This is a genomic window from Nitrosopumilaceae archaeon (genome assembly GCA_035631875.1).
Lineage (GTDB): Archaea > Thermoproteota > Nitrososphaeria > Nitrososphaerales > Nitrosopumilaceae > TA-20.
The window spans coordinates 120,265-135,547 of the sequence record DASQHX010000009.1; the positions used below are offsets into that span (position 1 = coordinate 120,265).

A 15,283-nucleotide genomic window follows, 5' to 3' on the forward strand; every position below is an offset into this window, starting at 1 on the left:
AAAAATAATGTCAAATAAGGGCTTTACCAAACGACTTTATCCTAGTTTTTCATCTACTTACATGTCATTGAAGAATGTTAAATCATCATTATCCAAAATATCAAAATCACTAGAGGAAGCTCAAAATTCGCGCGAATATATCATCAAGAGAACACGTGAAGTAGTTATCCTATGTAGCCAAGCAATAATTTCTGTTCATAAATTAGATATTGCAGATGGAAAAGAAAAAGCGGCCAAAGCAAAAAAACTACTTGATGAAATAAGAAAAAAATCAAACGCAGAGTTGTATAGACATATTATGACATCGGAGCAAGAGCTTGTTGAAGCATCTGCATTTCTTGCAATAGTACAGAAATCAGAAATACCATCAGCAGAATCATTAGGAGTAAAAGGAGAATCATACATACTTGGTTTACTTGATTGTATTGGTGAATTAAAAAGACTAGTTTACGATTCTATAAGAGCGGGAAAAGCTAAGGATGCAAGCAAATTCTTTGAAATAATGGAAAATCTCTATCTCTCCTTGTATCCTTTTGCCATCTATGACAAATTGGTAAATGAAACCAGAAGAAAACTTGATGTAAACAGAATACTAATCGAGGATGCAAGAGCGGCGGTAACTGAAGAAATAAGGCGTTCCGCACTTATTGATTCAATTAACAAGTTTAAAAAGTAATTTTTTTAAAATTAATTAGGTACAGTATAATTTTTCCAGATATTTTCTACATATCTATATTGTGCAGTGTTATTTAGCGTCAAGCCATTAAAATAATCACTTACAGGAAAGAGTCTATAATCTGCATTATGTTGTATTACAGCAAGTGAGTGAACTACTGTTGCATCTGTCTTAAAATCAGCAGGTGCTAAATTATAAAGATCACATGTTTTTAAAAACCTCTTAAATTGATCACTAAACTTTACGAAACAGGTCGTTTCAAGATTCCAATCAGTTACTTTACCAAGATAGACAGTATAGTTTCCAGTAACTATTGGGTCTCCTGTAATACCTCTACTATATGTAATAGTTGGAGGTGAGTTTACCATTAAAGTTGAACTAGCCAACCCTGTGGAATAACCAGCCTTTGTAACAACTGCATTTATCATATAATAACCAGCCAAAATTGGCAGTACAGAATCATATTTGAAATTCCCATATTGATCACTGGTAGTAGTAACAACCTCTTTTGCAAATGTAATTTTGACAAGAGCGCCTACAATGGGTTTGCTTGCTTCGTCCGTAACTGTTCCTATTATAATTGGAAATTCAGTATCTTTGATTGGTGATTTTTCTGGTTTTACTGTAACAAGAAGATTATACTGCAGATATGAATCAGATATATGAATATTAGAAAATATCAAAAGCATACTAAGTATTATTCCAGCAAGAATAATTTTCATTAAAAATTAGATTTAATTTCATTTGTTAAGATCCAATATCTACTACTTTTATCAAGTAAGTCAAATTTGATTTGTTTAAAAAAATTTTCAAGTGCGGGAGAAGGGATTTGAACCCTCGAAATCCTAAGATACTAGCCCCTCAAGCTAGCGCCTTTGGCCAGGCTGGGCGACTCCCGCATTATGCAAATACCCATGCATGGTTTTTATAAGCCTTGATTACTTTTTGAAAATATGTTAATTCCTGTCAGATGTTTTACTTGTGGAAATTTAATAGCTGACAAATTTAGGGATTATCAAACGAGAGTAAAATCCGGAGAAGATCCAGCAAAAGTTCTTGATTCTTTTGGATTCAAAAGATATTGTTGCAGAGCAATGTTGTTAACATCGGTTGAAACAATTCACCAAGTTATTCCATTCTACGAAGCAATTCGAAGAAGACAGCAAGAAGTGCAATCTGAGTTAGAATAGGATGCCGAAGATTACTTCCATAAAAGGAAGACTACTTTACAATAGTAGGGGAAGTAAAACAATTGAAGTCGACATTGTATCTGATAAATCACATCTTGGCAGAGTTTGTGCTCCCTCAGGTGCTAGTGTTGGGAAACATGAGGCAGTAAGTTTTCCTGATAATAATCCAGAAAAAAGCCTGGTTACTCTTAATTCAAATTTAAAAAAATTCATAGGACTTGATCCTTCTAACTTAAAATCAATTCATGATACAATAAGGAAAATTGATTCTTCTACTAGCTATTCAAAGATAGGAGGTTCAGTTGCTTTTGCGGTTACCATTTCAGCTGTAGATTCAGCAGCCAAAGCCCTTGGCATACCGCTGTTCAAATTATTAACAAAGGATACTGACTTGAGGTTTCCTTTTCCACTAGGAAATATTTTAGGTGGCGGGGCACATGCTGGTCCTGGAACTCCAGACATTCAAGAGATTTTGATCTGTGCCAAGGGCTCAAAAACAGTAAATGATGCAATAGAGGTAAACTTTGCAGTACATAAAGAACTAAGAAAAGTTCTTCAAAAAAATGATTCAGGATTTACTAATGGACGTGGTGATGAAGGGGGATGGGCACCTAAATTGGACAATCAAAAGGCACTAGAACTTTCTGCAAAGGCTTGTGAAAATTTGGGCTATACTTTAGGAAAAGAAGTCACACTTGGTGTAGATTTTGCATCATCTACTCAATGGAATGAAAAGAAAAAGAAATACGTTTACGATAGAGAAGGTTTTGAAAACACTCCTGAAGAACAAATAGAATTTGTCTCAGAAATAATAAAAAAATACAAACTTGTTTATGCTGAAGATGCAGTTCATGAAGAAGCCTTTGAAGAAATGGCTATTCTGACCTCCAAATTTCCCAAAGTTTTGATAACTGGTGATGATTTGGTTGTCACAAATACGGAAATTCTCAAAAAAGCAGCAAAATTAAAAGCATGTAATGCAGCCATCTTGAAAGTAAATCAAGCTGGAAGTCTTTATGATGCACTTGAATTTGCAAAGGAAGCTCACAAAAATAAGATTAAACTGATCACATCACATAGATCTGGAGAAGCTATAGATTCACACATAACACACATAGGAATCGCAACAAAATCAAAGATGTTAAAAGTTGGTGTAGTTGGAGGCGAAAGAGTAGCAAAGCTCAATGAATTGCTTCGTATCACAGAGTATGATTTAATACATGGAATGGCAGAGATTTAAAAACACAACATGAGTAAGCAAGAAGAATTTGAGCATATGGAAAAATACGTTCTATCTACTGGTATTAGGGTAGGAACTCAAGTTAAAACAAAATTCATGGTTCCATTTATTACAAAGGCTACTAATGAAGGACTTTACATTATTGACAGTAAGAAAACCCTAGCAAGAATTCAAACTGCGGCCAAATTCATAAACAGAGCAGAGATTTCAAGAGTGATAGTATGTTCTGGAAGAGAATATGCAACAACACCAATAGAAAAATTCTGTGAGGTAACTGGCGCTACCCCAATGCTTGGAAGATTCATGCCAGGAACTCTGACAAATCCACTATTGCCATATTACATAGAACCACAACTAATTTTAATTTCTGATCCACAAACTGATGAACAAGCTATACTTGAAGCGACAAATGCAGGAATTCCAGTAATCGGTATTTCAAACACAGACAACATAACATCCAAGATTGATCTTATTATTCCAGCAAACAACAGAGGAAGAAAATCTTTAGCTGCAATATACTGGCTTTTGGCAAGAGAGATACTTTTGCAAAAAGGTCAGCTTAAAGCAAATGAATCAATGAAATACGAAATTGATGACTTTGAGACCAAGATTACAGAAGAAGAGTTGGAAGAAGAATCAGAAAAACCTACACCAAGATTCGGTAGAACTCCGAGGCAATAAAGTAATGCAGGTAAGAACACCAGCTGTTGCTGGCATGTTCTATCCAAAAGAAAAAAATGAGTTAAAAACTGCCATACATGATTGTTTTTTGCATCCTTTTGGACCGGGAAAAATTCCTCCAACATCAGACAATGAAAAAATTCTTGGTATTATCTCTCCACATGCAGGTTACATGTATTCTGGCCCAGTAGCAACAAATTCTTTTTACTCTATATCATCACAAAAACCTGAACTTGTCATAATTACTGGCCCAAACCATTATGGAATAGGCTGTAATGTTGCAGTGATGAAGGAAGGCATGTGGAAAACTCCTCTTGGCGAAGTAGAAGTTGACACTGAATGTGCCGTGGAAATAAACAAAATTTTCAAAGACATCGAGTTGGATTTTTTTTCCCATACGAGGGATCATAGTTTAGAAGTCCAGATACCAATGCTTCAAGAAATTTATTCTCATAAATTCAAGATACTTCCTATAATTTTGATAAATCAAGACTACCAGACTACAAAAAGGGTAGGCTCTGCAATAGCAAAGATTACAAAGATGCGAAAAACTATAGTTATTGGTTCCTCTGACTTTACACATTATGAAGAAAACAATTTTGCGCACAAACAGGATTCTGCCATAATAGAACCAATCTTAAATTTAGATTTAGATGAATTTTACAGAGTTTTACAAGAAAAACAAGTTAGCGCATGCGGATATGGAGCGATCGCATCTACCATGATGGCCTGCAAGGAGCTTGGAGCAAAAAAAGGAAGGTTGTTAAAGTATGCTACAAGCGGCGATGTAACAGGTGACAAGAGTTCTGTGGTAGGATATGCATCGATCGTGTTTTCATGAAATCTGTTGCTTCAGCACCTGGAAAGGTCATTTTATTTGGCGAGCATTTTGTTGTGTATGGCATAAAGGCGATACTTTGTTCTATTGATAGGCGAATTACAGCCACATCGCAAATAATTGATGAAAAAAAGATCAAGATAAAATCCGATATTGGTAATATGGAAATAAATACAGATTCACTATCAAAGCCGGACAGATCCATGGATGTAATGAAACCATTTTTGTATATTGCAAAAAAGGCATTAGAAAAATCGGGGAAAAATGTTGGAATTGAAATAAAGATAGACTCTGAGATTCCTGCAGGTATTGGTCTTGGCTCCTCATCTGCCTGTTGTGTTGCAGTTGCGGCATCAGTTATGGGATTATTTGAAAAGTTGCCAAAAGAGGAAATTTTGAAAATTGCAATAGAAGCTGAACGTACCATATTTGAAAATACATCAGGGGCAGATTGTTCTGTCTGTACTTTTGGCGGACTGATGGAATATGATATGAAAAACGGTTTTAAAAAGATCAACTCAAACGCTAATTTTGATCTTGTGATTGCAAATTCAAAACAAGCACATTTTACTAGCGAGATTGTTGAAAACGTAAGAAGATTTCGGGAAAATAATGAGGACTTGTTTGCTTCATTTTGTGATCAGGAATCAATCCTAATTCAAAATGCTCTTGTGCATTTAGAAAAAAAGGATCTGGAATCACTTGGTTTACTAATGTCAAAGAATCAAGATTTACTGGAAAGAATAAACATCTCCACTGAAAAGCTTGCACTTTTGGTAAGAGAGGCTAAAAAAACTTCATTTGGTGCAAAAATAACTGGTGCTGGCGGTGGAGGATGCGTAATTGCACTTGTGGATAAGTCCAATCTTGAAAAAACCCTATCTAATCTAAAAACCCATAGTGAATGTTTTTCTGCTAAAATTGATTTTAATGGACTTGTATGCACTTAGGAATAAAATTGCAAAAAATACAACTTGTAAAGACTATCAATGTAGAAAGAGAAAAGGCATTCAAAGCAGGAACTGATTTTGAGAGTCTTACATCAAAGCTACCGCAATATTTCAAACTAATCAGGATACGCTCAGTTCGCGAGTTTACTTCTGTAGTTGAGATTCATGGAAAAATAGCAGGTAAAGAATTTGCTATCATGACTAAAAATGTGATAAAACAGCCTGAAATTCATGAAACTTTTGTTTTGTCCGGAGATGCAAGGGGAAGTCATTTTATAAAAAAATATGAAAGTGTACCAGGAGGTACCAGAATCACAATTGACATTGACTTAAAATTAAGAGGTTTCCTCAGATTCACCAGTGTTTTTTCATCAAATAAGATTCAAAAAATCATTAATGAATATTTTGATGATTTTACAAGGGCAATAGAAACTTGAAACATCTTTTTTGGGGTTATGTTGCTCATGCTTGTGCCTAGGAATGAAATTTTGGTTTTCTTGCAGATAGATACTTTTTAAACCGAGAGAATTGCTGAAAAAAATATGATTTTGATAAAGCTTGGAGGTTCTATCATAACCAATAAGCAACAGCCTTTGACTCCAAACATTTTGGCAATAAACAAAATTGCTATTCAATTAAAAAAAGTAAAAGAGCCTATAATCATAGTGCATGGCGGAGGATCATTTGGCCACTATTGGTCAGTAAAATATGACATGCATACAAAACCTGCAAAATATAGTAAGAAGGGTGTAGCAGTAGTAAAAAATTCTATGATAGAATTGAATAAGATAATCTTGAATTCATTTTTAAAAAATAAACTAAATCCTTACTGCTTACCTCCAACTGATTTTATGTTTGGTGATAAAGCTGACACTAAAAAAGTAAAAGAGATTTTAAGAATTGCCAAAAATGGACTTGTTCCGGTATCATATGGCGATGTATTGTGGCACGGTCAAAACCAGTTCTACATTTTATCTGGAGATAAAATTATGGAAATCTTGGCAAAAGTTCTAAAACCAAGGTTAGCAATTTTTGTGTTAAATGTAGATGGAGTATATTCAGACATGAAAACAAAAAAACTCCTTTATGAGATAAAGGGTCAGGAGATTACCATTTCAAAGGTAGGAATGGACGTTACGGGTGGCATGACTCGTAAAATAAAAGAGGCCATTATGATTTCAAAGGGTGGAGTTAACGTGTTTTTGGTAAATGGTAACAAACCTGAGAGAATTGTAAACGCTATAAAAGGTAAAAAATTTGAAGGGACTGTATTCAGAGGATAAAAGGACAGACATGGAATATTTGATTCTGGTAGATAATAATGATAACCCAATAGGAACTGAGGAAAAGGTAAAGTGTCATTTGCCAAATGGCAAGTTGCATAGAGCTTTTACAATTCTTTTGTTTAATAGAGATGGAAAGTTGCTTCTAACACAGCGCAGTATGGACAAGATGTTATGGCCAGGTGACTGGGACGGAACTGTAGCAAGTCATCCAAGACAATCAGAGACATATGTTTCGTCTGCAGAAAGAAGACTACCAGAAGAATTAGGAATATCTTGCAAGCTTGATTACCTGTTCAAATTTGAATACCATGTTCCATACAAGGACATTGGTTCTGAAAACGAAGTGTGTGGAACTTTGATTGGTATAGTTGATGATCCTACAAAAATAAAATTAGTAAAAGAAGAAATCAAGGACATAAAATGGAATACATTAGATGATCTTCTAAATGACATTAAAAAATCACCTCAGATCTACTGTCCGTGGATGATTGTTGCATTGTATTTTTTGTCAGAATCCAAAAAAGACATACTACCACAACACAATTCAATTTTGAACAAGTGGATTAGAGAGGATGTCAAACAAATTCTTGAAAAACCACTCAAGCATCATTTTCCTGACAACAAATGGGAGCTTAAAAAATAATGTCATTTAATTCCATATCAAAAAATGCAAAAAAAGTAAATTCGTTTCTTCTCTCATGTCTTCATGGCAATCCAGAAGAGATCTACGAGGCAGCTTCATATCTCATAGAGCATGGCGGTAAGAGATTAAGGCCATTTATGGTCATAAAGAGTTGTGAAATTCTAGGTGGCGATATAAAACAAGCAATGCCTGCAGCTGCAGCAATAGAAATGGTTCACAATTTCACATTAATTCATGATGACATTATGGATAATGACGAAATGCGACATGGTGTACCTACAACACATACTAAATTTGGAATACCGGTGGGCATTTTAGCTGGAGATGTCTTGTTTTCAAAAGCATTTGAAACAATTTCACATGATTCTAAGATGCCAAAAGATGTACGTCTTAGATTAGTTTCCAATCTTGCCAAGGCATGTAGTGAGGTGTGTGAAGGTCAAGCACTTGACATAATGATGGCCCAGTCAAAAAAAATCCCTACAGAAAAACAATACATCGAAATGATAGAAAAAAAGACATCAGCTCTATTTGCCACTGCATGTGCAATGGGAGCAATTAGCGCAAATACAAAAAGCAAAGACGTTGCAAACCTTTCTTCTTTTGGGATAAATCTAGGAGTTGCATTTCAAATAGTTGATGATTTAATTGGCATAATTGGAGATCCGAAAGTTACAAAAAAACCTGTTGGAAATGATTTACGCGAAGGTAAAAAATCACTTCCTATACTTCTTGCAATAAACAAAGCGAGTGGTCAGAAAAAGAAAACAATTCTAAATGCATTTGGAAATTCCACCATATCAAAAAAAGAATTAGAAAATGCAGTAAAAATAATATCATCTATGGGAATAGAAAATGCAGTTAGGAAAAAGGCTTTACAGTATTCTAACGCAGCAAAAAAATCACTATCAAGCTACAAGGGTTCAGCAAAAAATGAGCTATTGTCTCTTTTAGATTTTGTAGTAGAGAGGCGTCAATAATTGGAAGATGATGTCAGAAAGGCTATCAGGGGAATAGCTTTACAAAATGCTTCAGAACATGAGGGAAAAACCCGTAACGATGCAGTAATATCAAAAATACTTGGTACAAGGCCAGATCTTAGGACCAAGGCAAAGGAGATAATGCCATTAATTACAGAAATTGTTTCAAATATTAACAAAATTTCATTAGCTGAGCAAAAAGCTGAGCTTGAAAGTAGTTTTCCAGAATTACTAGTGGTAAAATCAAAACACGAAAGAGTAGGATTGCCGCCACTTGAAGGTGCAGAACAGGGAAAAGTGGTAACAAGATTTCCTCCAGAACCAAACGGTTATCCGCATATAGGTCATGCAAAAGCTGCAATCATTGATGAGGAATATGCAAAGATGTATGGTGGAAAACTAATACTGCGATTTGATGACACAAATCCTGAAAATGAAAGGCTAGAATATTATGCGGCAATTAAAGTCGGGCTTGATTGGCTTGGAGTAAGATATGATCAAATCAAGAACACTTCAGATGATATGGAATTAATCTACAAAAAAGGATTGGAAATGATAGAAGCAGATAACGCATATGTTTGTACGTGCGACAAGGAGACAATAAGCAAGAACCGAAGAGAAATGAAAGCTTGCAAATGTCGTGCAGGAGATCATGATCAAAATATCAAAAGATGGCATGACATGTTTAAGAAATACAAACCTGGAGAAGCAATTGTAAGATTTCGCGGCGACATGCAATCTGAAAATACAGTAATGCGCGATCCAGCAATGTTTAGAATAATAGATGAAATTCACCCATTGCTTATTGACAAATACAGAGTCTGGCCAAACTACGATTTTGCAGTTGCCATAGAAGACAGCATAGACGGAGTAACTCATGCATTTAGAACAAAAGAGTATGAGCTTCGAAATGAGCTTTACCAAGCTATTTTGGACAAGCTTGGAATGAGAAAGCCGAAGATGCTAGAATTTTCAAGACTAGAGTTTGAAGGCATGCCTGTCTCAAAAAGAATTCTAAAGCCGTTGGTTCAAGATGGCAAAGTATTAGGATATGACGATCCAAGGTTGCCCACACTTGAGGCAATGCGCAGAAGGGGAATAATTCCAGAGGCAATCAGAAAATTTGTTCTCTCACTAAGCTTTACAAAATCAGATACACTTGCACCATTTGACACACTGGAATCATTTAACCGAAAAATAATTGATGTAACAAGCATCAGACTGTTTATGGTAACAGAGCCTGTAAAAATAACAATAAAGAACAACATGCTTACACAAGCCGAACTTCCCAATCACCCACAAAGAAGCGAGATGGGTAAGAGGCATGTGGAAATTGACGGTAATTTTTACATCTCTGGATCGGATGCAAAAACTCTCAAAGTCGGAGATCAAATTAGGTTGATCGAACTTTACAATGTAAAAATAACAAAGACTGGATCAGAGATAGAAGCAGAGTATTCAGATAATGATTTCAAGGCAGAATTGCCAAAGATTCAATGGATTCCACAAAAAACTGCGACAAAATTAAACATTTTGATACCAAAAACTCTCTTTGTAAATGAAAAATTCAATGAGGACAGTCTCGAAACTCTACAAGCTTATACAGAAAATCACTACTTAGAATTAAATGAGGGCGCAGAAATTCAATTTGTCAGATTTGGTTATTGCAGAAAAGATTCTGCGATGCAAGCAATCTATACTCACAAGTGAAAAAAAATGAAAATTGCAAGATTGTTAACAAACAATATGGAAACATATGGTTTTGTAAATGGTAATAATGTAATTACTAAAGATGGGATTACATCTCAAACAGGAATTCCCATACCACAGAACATTAAGGACTTTCTTTTTGATGGGTGGTATGACGAGGTAAAACCTAAAATTCCAAAATTAAATTTTACACAAAACATTTCAGATGTAAAGTTTCTTGCACCAATACCAAATCCTTCCAAGATCATTTGTCTTGCATTTAATTACAAGGATCATGCCAAAGAACAAAATCTCATACCCCCAGACGAGCCTGCAATAATAATAAAACCAAGAACTACACTAAACGGAGCTACTTCGGAGATAATCTGCCCCTCATTTGTCTCAAAGCTTGACTATGAGATAGAACTGGCGCTAATCATAGGAAAAGATTGTAAAAACATCACCGAAGAACAAGCCAAAAGTGCAATTTTTGGGTGCATGATTTTAAACGATGTTTCTGCCAGAGACATCCAGGCAAGGGACAAACAATTTACTCGTGCAAAAGGATTCGATACCTTTGCACCATGTGGTCCATGGATTACCACTGCAGATGAGATACCAAATCCCCAAAATCTGAAAATGGTAACAAAGGTAAACGGTATGATAAGACAAAATTCCTCTAGTTCAAACATGTTCTTGGGAGTTTACACCATTGTTTCTATGCTAAGCAAAGTTATGACTTTGGAGAAAGGAGACATCATATCAACTGGAACTCCAGCTGGAGTGATGTTAAATAAACCAGATGCGGTGTTTTTGAAAGACGGGGATAAAATAGAAATGGAAATAGAAGGCCTTGGCAAGCTTGAAAACACTGTAAAATTCGTTTAGAATACAGAAAACATTAATTGAGTTAAAAATTCAAAACCAGCATGGGAAAAATTATCGTTGGCAAAGCATCTGACATTCCAGCTGGCAAGATGCAAAAAGTTACTGTCGATGGAAAAGAGATACTTGTAGTAAATGTAGATGGTAATTTTTACGCTATGGATGATACCTGCACACATGCTGGCGCAAGTCTTTCAGAAGGTACTCTTGAAGGTGACATAGTAACATGTGGCTGGCACGGAGCAAAGTTTGATTGTAAGGCAGCCAAGCTTCACGCATTTCCAGCAAAAATAAAAGATTTGAATTCATACAAAGTAGTAGTAGAATCTGAAAACGTCTTCCTAGAGCTCTAAGTGCAAACTTTATAAAATCAACACAATTAGGTTAGCTCAGATGTACAATGGTCGACAAAGCTCAAAACACAGAAACACTAAACGCGGCCATTACTACGCTTGATGACATAGTTTCAAATCCTTCTACTCCAAAAAATATCAAAAAAAGCATAAGTGAGTTGATTATTGAGCTTAGGAAACAAGAACATGCAGTTGCTGTAAGAGCCTCAAATGCCATTAGTACACTAGATGAGATAACACAGGATCCTAACATGCCATCCTATGTACGAGTAACACTATGGCAAGCAGTTTCCGCACTTGAGAGAATAAGGGAATAAATTTAGTAAAATAACTTGGATTACTTGTGAAAATAGAAGATTATCTAGCATCACTTCCTCAGTCTATAATATCAGGTCAGGATGTTCAGCTTCCAGACAATGCTTTTAGAGAAATATTTCGATTTTCTCAACTAAACAAGAATGATGTGTTTTATCATCTTGGATGTGGAAACGGAAATGGCATAGCAATCGCTGCAGAAGAATTTGGTGTAAAAAAATCAGTAGGAATTGATAATGATATAGAAAAAATATCTATTGCAAAAAAATTATTAGAAGAAAAGAAGATTTCAAATGGAATTCTGCAGTGTCAGAATATTTTAGAATCAGACATCAGCGATGGTACCGTGATTCTTTTTTGGTTTTCAGATCAAAACATAATTGAAAAAATGATGCCAAAATTTTCTAGCCTGAAAGAAGGCTGTAGAATAATAACAATTTGGGGACCACTTCCAGGCATTCTACCAGACACGGTAGACTTTCCTTACATCTTGAACATGGTTCCGTTTAAGAATGCATCCAGCTTGCAAGAACAACTTCTTTCTGTATTTGGAACAGATTGTATAGATTTTGTAGTTGCATGGGAATTTGCTGAGCGTTATACTAGAGCAATAGGCTCACCAGATGCAGGTAACGATCGCTTTCTTACCATACTACAGTCCCTTGTCATATGGATTAATGCAAAAAATCTTGGAGTTGCATGCGGGCATGAAATACCCATACCCATAAAAAACTACATCAGCCTGCTACGGACGTACTTTAACATTGATGTTGAATATTTATTAAATGAAGATTAGGTGAACAAATAATCAGTCAAGCTTTTATCTAGAATTGACGTATGAAATTTGATGGAAGATAGAATAAACATCAACGTGTCTGCCATTGATTATGATAACACCAGTAAGGCGATAATTTCTACTCTGAGCAATCTGGAACAGATGGTGCATGGGGAAAACGAGTTTATTGTCACTGATTCTGAATTTGCCTTTGGTTGGCACTTTTACGTAGTTTGTGTCAATAAATCACTGGTACAAAGGCTTTCAGACCAGCTTGGTCCTGACTTTGATAGAATCAATGGAAGCAGCCTCGAGAAGAAATTTTTGACTTGGCTTACCGAGAAGGTTACTCAGAAAAACTTGAAGGTAAAGCTTGCCATCAAAGAAGAGATGGAATCAAGCAAGTTTGGAATATTTTAAAACAAAGACTTGTTTTGCCTGTACAGGATGAGTTTGTTATAAGTAATTCTTTTTTGGGTTTTGTCAAATCAGCGATGATCTTATCTCTGTAAAAAGTCGGTTGTATTATTCTTCACTTAGACCAATCAATAATTCTGCCAGTCTTTGCATCTACTCGAACTTTTCTTGTTTTATCATTTGGAGATGAAAGTAATGCTATGATTGTCCAAATATCATCATTCAAGACAGCATCTTCAATTTCAACAATAGTATGATGTTGTTCAAGAAATCTTGTCATTATTTCTTTTGCTCTATCAGAATCGATGCTAAGATCCACCTTTTCTTTCAAGCTATCTCAATGGTTTACTAGAGCATGGTATTTACGTTAGTATGAAATATTTTTCCTAAACATTGTTCTATTGATTCTGTTACTTGTAGGTTTGTCGGATAGCTTTATCTGTTTCCAACATTGGAAATAGATTGGTCGGTATGGTAAAGAAGGATAGCATATGTGCATATGGATTCTGTGGAACTGTTTATTCCATAACTGCAACAGACCATAATAGTAGATGTCCTACCTGTAAAAGTAAGGTTCAAAATAAGATTGAGGATCTTTAATTCTTGGAACGATCTGCTTTAGCGTTTTGAATCAAAGTGATCCATTTGTTATCACCTCGATTTTAATTCTGCAAGCTTCACAGGTGTTTTTCTGTATATAGTGTAAGCATGGTGCAAGTATAGAAATCAGCTCTTATGGTGATGTATGGTGTATGTATAGAAAAGCTTGTAAGACGGAACAATTAGACTCTAATTTCATCTAGAAATTAAATAAAAAAGGCCCTTGAGGGGAATCGAACCCCTGTCCGGGGATCCACAGTCCCCTATACTGGCCACTGTACTACAAGGGCCACAAAGAACGTTCCTTTCCAGTCCAGTATTAATCTTAACTGATACATTTAGAATTTGTCTATTGCGTAAGTAAAAACCAAAAAACGAAAAATCAGGGGTTTATTATTCCGCGACCGATTATCTTGCCCTGTTTTAGCATTGATAGTGCTTCTGTGGCTTGATTAAGCTTGAATCGATTTGAGACAAGTGGTTTAATCACTCCTCTATTTGCAAGAGAGATTAATTCAATCATATCAGTCATCGAGCCAGTGTATGAGCCAATAAGCTTGTATGCCCTTGTTGGCATTGTAACCAAGTTTAGCTGCAACGCTCCACCAAATAGTCCTACAAGAACTACTCTAGCCCTTCTTCGAAGTATTTGCATGTCAATTTCCACAGTATTTGATGCATTGACAAAATCAATTACAGCATCAGCACCAAGATTTCCAGTTAATTCCATAACAGCTTTTACAGCATCTTCTTTTTTGGAATTAATAACAAGATCAGCACCACTTTGTTTTGCAACCTGTAATTTATCGTCATTTACATCCATGGCAATAATCCTTGCACCAGTAACAGCTTTTGCAAGCTGCATTGCCATCAATCCCAATCCACCGGCACCAACTATAACAACATTATCTGACGGTTTTATAGCAGTGTTCTTTACTGCACCATAGGCTGTTAGTGCAGAGCATGACAATGGTGCAGTAGTATCTGTATCCATGTCACCAATTTTTGCAAGATATTTGTAATTTGGTACTAGTACATATTCTGCATAACCGCCATCATTGTAAACTCCAAGTGACCTTGGTTTATCACATAAGTTTTCTTCTCCCACTCTACATGCAGGACATAAGCCTTCTCCTATCCAAGGAAAGACCAGAACTTTGTCATTTTTTGAAAATCCCTCTACGTCCTCACCCATAGTATCTACCACTCCTGCAATCTCATGTCCAGGAGTCAATGGGTATTTTACTCCCCTATCAGTTGTTTTCATAAATTGATCCCCAATGCCCTGATAGCCTCCCTCCCAGAGATGAATATCGCTGTGACAAACACCTGCAGATTGAACTTTGATTAAAACTTGGGAGCCTCGCGGTTTTGGAGTTTCAAGTTTTTGAACTTCCAAGGGTTCGTTTACCTTAACTATCCTTGCGGCTTCCATGTCTAGTGGTATTTTGCCTGTAATATAAGATAGTTATGCAAATTATCTGCTCATGAGATTTTGTTTTATTATAAATTATCTATTTGTGATGTAATAAAAAATAATACAATAAAATTTTGTAAATTTTATGTTAGATTATTGATATATAATCAAGCTAGACAATCAGCTGTAGGTTTATTTATGACTGAAAAAATATTTCAAAACATGCTCAAAGGTGTAAAATGGTATGTTGCAATGGGAATAAGTGCTGTTCTCGTATTTTATGGAATGATTTACTTGCAAAAAATTCTGTGCATTCCAGTAGAAAACAATCCGTGCCTGTAAAACCAA

At 35.6% G+C, this 15,283-nt stretch carries 21 protein-coding genes and 2 tRNA genes; 18 read left to right on the top strand and 5 right to left on the bottom strand.

Going from position 1 to position 15,283, the window contains the following annotated elements:
- Positions 1-7 precede the first annotated feature (7 nt).
- Positions 8-676 (top strand): RNA-binding protein, encoded by a 669-nt coding sequence (locus tag VEU72_02690; GenBank protein HYL66042.1) that lies wholly within the window; start codon positions 8-10, stop codon positions 674-676.
- An 11-nt stretch (positions 677-687) separates the two neighbouring features.
- On the opposite strand, the gene VEU72_02695 is transcribed toward VEU72_02690, so the two are convergent.
- Together VEU72_02695 and VEU72_02700 are read right to left on the bottom strand one after the other, a co-directional pair.
- On the bottom strand, positions 688-1,398 hold the full coding sequence (locus tag VEU72_02695; protein ID HYL66043.1) for a carboxypeptidase-like regulatory domain-containing protein: 711 nt from the start codon (positions 1,396-1,398) through the stop codon (positions 688-690).
- 92 nt (positions 1,399-1,490) lie between these two features.
- Positions 1,491-1,575 (bottom strand) — tRNA-Leu (locus VEU72_02700).
- A gap of 54 nt (positions 1,576-1,629) precedes the next feature.
- Here VEU72_02700 and VEU72_02705 point away from each other — a divergent pair.
- From VEU72_02705 to VEU72_02775, 15 genes are all read left to right on the top strand, one after another.
- Entirely contained in the window at positions 1,630-1,866 is a 237-nt protein-coding gene (locus VEU72_02705) for a DNA-directed RNA polymerase subunit N (protein ID HYL66044.1), read from the top strand.
- 1 nt (position 1,867) lies between these two features.
- A complete protein-coding gene (locus tag VEU72_02710) occupies positions 1,868-3,106 on the top strand; it encodes an enolase (GenBank protein HYL66045.1) in 1,239 nt (412 codons plus the stop codon).
- A gap of 9 nt (positions 3,107-3,115) precedes the next feature.
- Entirely contained in the window at positions 3,116-3,787 is a 672-nt protein-coding gene (gene rpsB, locus VEU72_02715; protein HYL66046.1) for a 30S ribosomal protein S2, read from the top strand.
- 4 nt (positions 3,788-3,791) lie between these two features.
- Entirely contained in the window at positions 3,792-4,628 is an 837-nt protein-coding gene (amrB, locus tag VEU72_02720) for an AmmeMemoRadiSam system protein B (GenBank protein ID HYL66047.1), read from the top strand.
- The gene (gene mvk, locus VEU72_02725) at positions 4,625-5,575 is read left to right on the top strand and encodes a mevalonate kinase (protein HYL66048.1); all 951 of its coding nucleotides are present in this window, start codon (positions 4,625-4,627) and stop codon (positions 5,573-5,575) included. The genes amrB and mvk overlap by 4 nt, the downstream gene beginning before the upstream one ends.
- A gap of 8 nt (positions 5,576-5,583) precedes the next feature.
- Positions 5,584-6,012, top strand: a complete 429-nt coding sequence (locus tag VEU72_02730; protein HYL66049.1) for a polyketide cyclase — start codon at positions 5,584-5,586, stop codon at positions 6,010-6,012.
- A 105-nt stretch (positions 6,013-6,117) separates the two neighbouring features.
- On the top strand, positions 6,118-6,858 hold the full coding sequence (locus VEU72_02735; protein HYL66050.1) for an isopentenyl phosphate kinase: 741 nt from the start codon (positions 6,118-6,120) through the stop codon (positions 6,856-6,858).
- The gene (gene idi, locus VEU72_02740) at positions 6,833-7,504 is read left to right on the top strand and encodes an isopentenyl-diphosphate Delta-isomerase (GenBank protein ID HYL66051.1); all 672 of its coding nucleotides are present in this window, start codon (positions 6,833-6,835) and stop codon (positions 7,502-7,504) included. Before VEU72_02735 ends, idi begins: the two co-directional genes overlap by 26 nt.
- Positions 7,504-8,484 (top strand): polyprenyl synthetase family protein, encoded by a 981-nt coding sequence (locus tag VEU72_02745; protein ID HYL66052.1) that lies wholly within the window; start codon positions 7,504-7,506, stop codon positions 8,482-8,484. The genes idi and VEU72_02745 overlap by 1 nt, the downstream gene beginning before the upstream one ends.
- The gene (locus tag VEU72_02750) at positions 8,485-10,194 is read left to right on the top strand and encodes a glutamate--tRNA ligase (protein ID HYL66053.1); all 1,710 of its coding nucleotides are present in this window, start codon (positions 8,485-8,487) and stop codon (positions 10,192-10,194) included. It begins immediately after the preceding gene.
- Between the two features lie 6 nt (positions 10,195-10,200).
- Positions 10,201-11,061 (top strand): fumarylacetoacetate hydrolase family protein, encoded by an 861-nt coding sequence (locus tag VEU72_02755; GenBank protein ID HYL66054.1) that lies wholly within the window; start codon positions 10,201-10,203, stop codon positions 11,059-11,061.
- Between the two features lie 41 nt (positions 11,062-11,102).
- A complete protein-coding gene (locus tag VEU72_02760; protein ID HYL66055.1) occupies positions 11,103-11,411 on the top strand; it encodes a non-heme iron oxygenase ferredoxin subunit in 309 nt (102 codons plus the stop codon).
- Between the two features lie 47 nt (positions 11,412-11,458).
- Positions 11,459-11,728 carry a UPF0147 family protein gene (locus VEU72_02765; protein ID HYL66056.1) on the top strand — a complete coding sequence of 90 codons (270 nt, stop codon included), beginning with the start codon at positions 11,459-11,461 and terminating at the stop codon, positions 11,726-11,728.
- Between the two features lie 26 nt (positions 11,729-11,754).
- Positions 11,755-12,522 carry a methyltransferase domain-containing protein gene (locus VEU72_02770; GenBank protein HYL66057.1) on the top strand — a complete coding sequence of 256 codons (768 nt, stop codon included), beginning with the start codon at positions 11,755-11,757 and terminating at the stop codon, positions 12,520-12,522.
- A gap of 51 nt (positions 12,523-12,573) precedes the next feature.
- Positions 12,574-12,921, top strand: a complete 348-nt coding sequence (locus tag VEU72_02775; GenBank protein HYL66058.1) for a hypothetical protein — start codon at positions 12,574-12,576, stop codon at positions 12,919-12,921.
- 112 nt (positions 12,922-13,033) lie between these two features.
- On the opposite strand, the gene VEU72_02780 is transcribed toward VEU72_02775, so the two are convergent.
- Positions 13,034-13,249: a hypothetical protein gene (locus tag VEU72_02780; GenBank protein ID HYL66059.1), complete on the bottom strand. Its 216-nt coding sequence runs from the start codon at positions 13,247-13,249 to the stop codon at positions 13,034-13,036.
- Positions 13,250-13,389: 140 nt separating this feature from the next.
- Between VEU72_02780 and VEU72_02785 the strand changes: the two genes are divergently transcribed.
- Positions 13,390-13,518 carry a hypothetical protein gene (locus VEU72_02785; GenBank protein HYL66060.1) on the top strand — a complete coding sequence of 43 codons (129 nt, stop codon included), beginning with the start codon at positions 13,390-13,392 and terminating at the stop codon, positions 13,516-13,518.
- Between the two features lie 218 nt (positions 13,519-13,736).
- Here VEU72_02785 and VEU72_02790 read toward each other — a convergent pair.
- Positions 13,737-13,808, bottom strand: a tRNA-His gene (locus VEU72_02790).
- Between the two features lie 92 nt (positions 13,809-13,900).
- Complete coding sequence (locus VEU72_02795) at positions 13,901-14,953, bottom strand: alcohol dehydrogenase (protein HYL66061.1); 1,053 nt, start codon at positions 14,951-14,953, stop codon at positions 13,901-13,903.
- 180 nt (positions 14,954-15,133) lie between these two features.
- Here VEU72_02795 and VEU72_02800 point away from each other — a divergent pair, with 180 nt between their 5' ends.
- Positions 15,134-15,277: a hypothetical protein gene (locus tag VEU72_02800; GenBank protein HYL66062.1), complete on the top strand. Its 144-nt coding sequence runs from the start codon at positions 15,134-15,136 to the stop codon at positions 15,275-15,277.
- Positions 15,278-15,283 lie beyond the last annotated feature (6 nt).

What these genes read in the sequence shown, in the direction of transcription:
- VEU72_02690 (HYL66042.1), top strand. Translation starts at nt 8, where the DNA reads ATGTCAAATAAGGGCTTTACCAAACGACTTTATCCTAGTTTTTCATCT.
- VEU72_02695 (HYL66043.1), bottom strand. Translation starts at nt 1,398, where the DNA reads ATGAAAATTATTCTTGCTGGAATAATACTTAGTATGCTTTTGATATTT.
- VEU72_02705 (HYL66044.1), top strand. Translation starts at nt 1,630, where the DNA reads ATGTTAATTCCTGTCAGATGTTTTACTTGTGGAAATTTAATAGCTGAC.
- VEU72_02710 (HYL66045.1), top strand. Translation starts at nt 1,868, where the DNA reads ATGCCGAAGATTACTTCCATAAAAGGAAGACTACTTTACAATAGTAGG.
- rpsB (HYL66046.1), top strand. Translation starts at nt 3,116, where the DNA reads ATGAGTAAGCAAGAAGAATTTGAGCATATGGAAAAATACGTTCTATCT.
- amrB (HYL66047.1), top strand. Translation starts at nt 3,792, where the DNA reads ATGCAGGTAAGAACACCAGCTGTTGCTGGCATGTTCTATCCAAAAGAA.
- mvk (HYL66048.1), top strand. Translation starts at nt 4,625, where the DNA reads ATGAAATCTGTTGCTTCAGCACCTGGAAAGGTCATTTTATTTGGCGAG.
- VEU72_02735 (HYL66050.1), top strand. Translation starts at nt 6,118, where the DNA reads ATGATTTTGATAAAGCTTGGAGGTTCTATCATAACCAATAAGCAACAG.
- VEU72_02745 (HYL66052.1), top strand. Translation starts at nt 7,504, where the DNA reads ATGTCATTTAATTCCATATCAAAAAATGCAAAAAAAGTAAATTCGTTT.
- VEU72_02755 (HYL66054.1), top strand. Translation starts at nt 10,201, where the DNA reads ATGAAAATTGCAAGATTGTTAACAAACAATATGGAAACATATGGTTTT.
- VEU72_02760 (HYL66055.1), top strand. Translation starts at nt 11,103, where the DNA reads ATGGGAAAAATTATCGTTGGCAAAGCATCTGACATTCCAGCTGGCAAG.
- VEU72_02765 (HYL66056.1), top strand. Translation starts at nt 11,459, where the DNA reads ATGGTCGACAAAGCTCAAAACACAGAAACACTAAACGCGGCCATTACT.
- VEU72_02775 (HYL66058.1), top strand. Translation starts at nt 12,574, where the DNA reads ATGGAAGATAGAATAAACATCAACGTGTCTGCCATTGATTATGATAAC.
- VEU72_02785 (HYL66060.1), top strand. Translation starts at nt 13,390, where the DNA reads ATGGTAAAGAAGGATAGCATATGTGCATATGGATTCTGTGGAACTGTT.
- VEU72_02795 (HYL66061.1), bottom strand. Translation starts at nt 14,953, where the DNA reads ATGGAAGCCGCAAGGATAGTTAAGGTAAACGAACCCTTGGAAGTTCAA.
- VEU72_02800 (HYL66062.1), top strand. Translation starts at nt 15,134, where the DNA reads ATGACTGAAAAAATATTTCAAAACATGCTCAAAGGTGTAAAATGGTAT.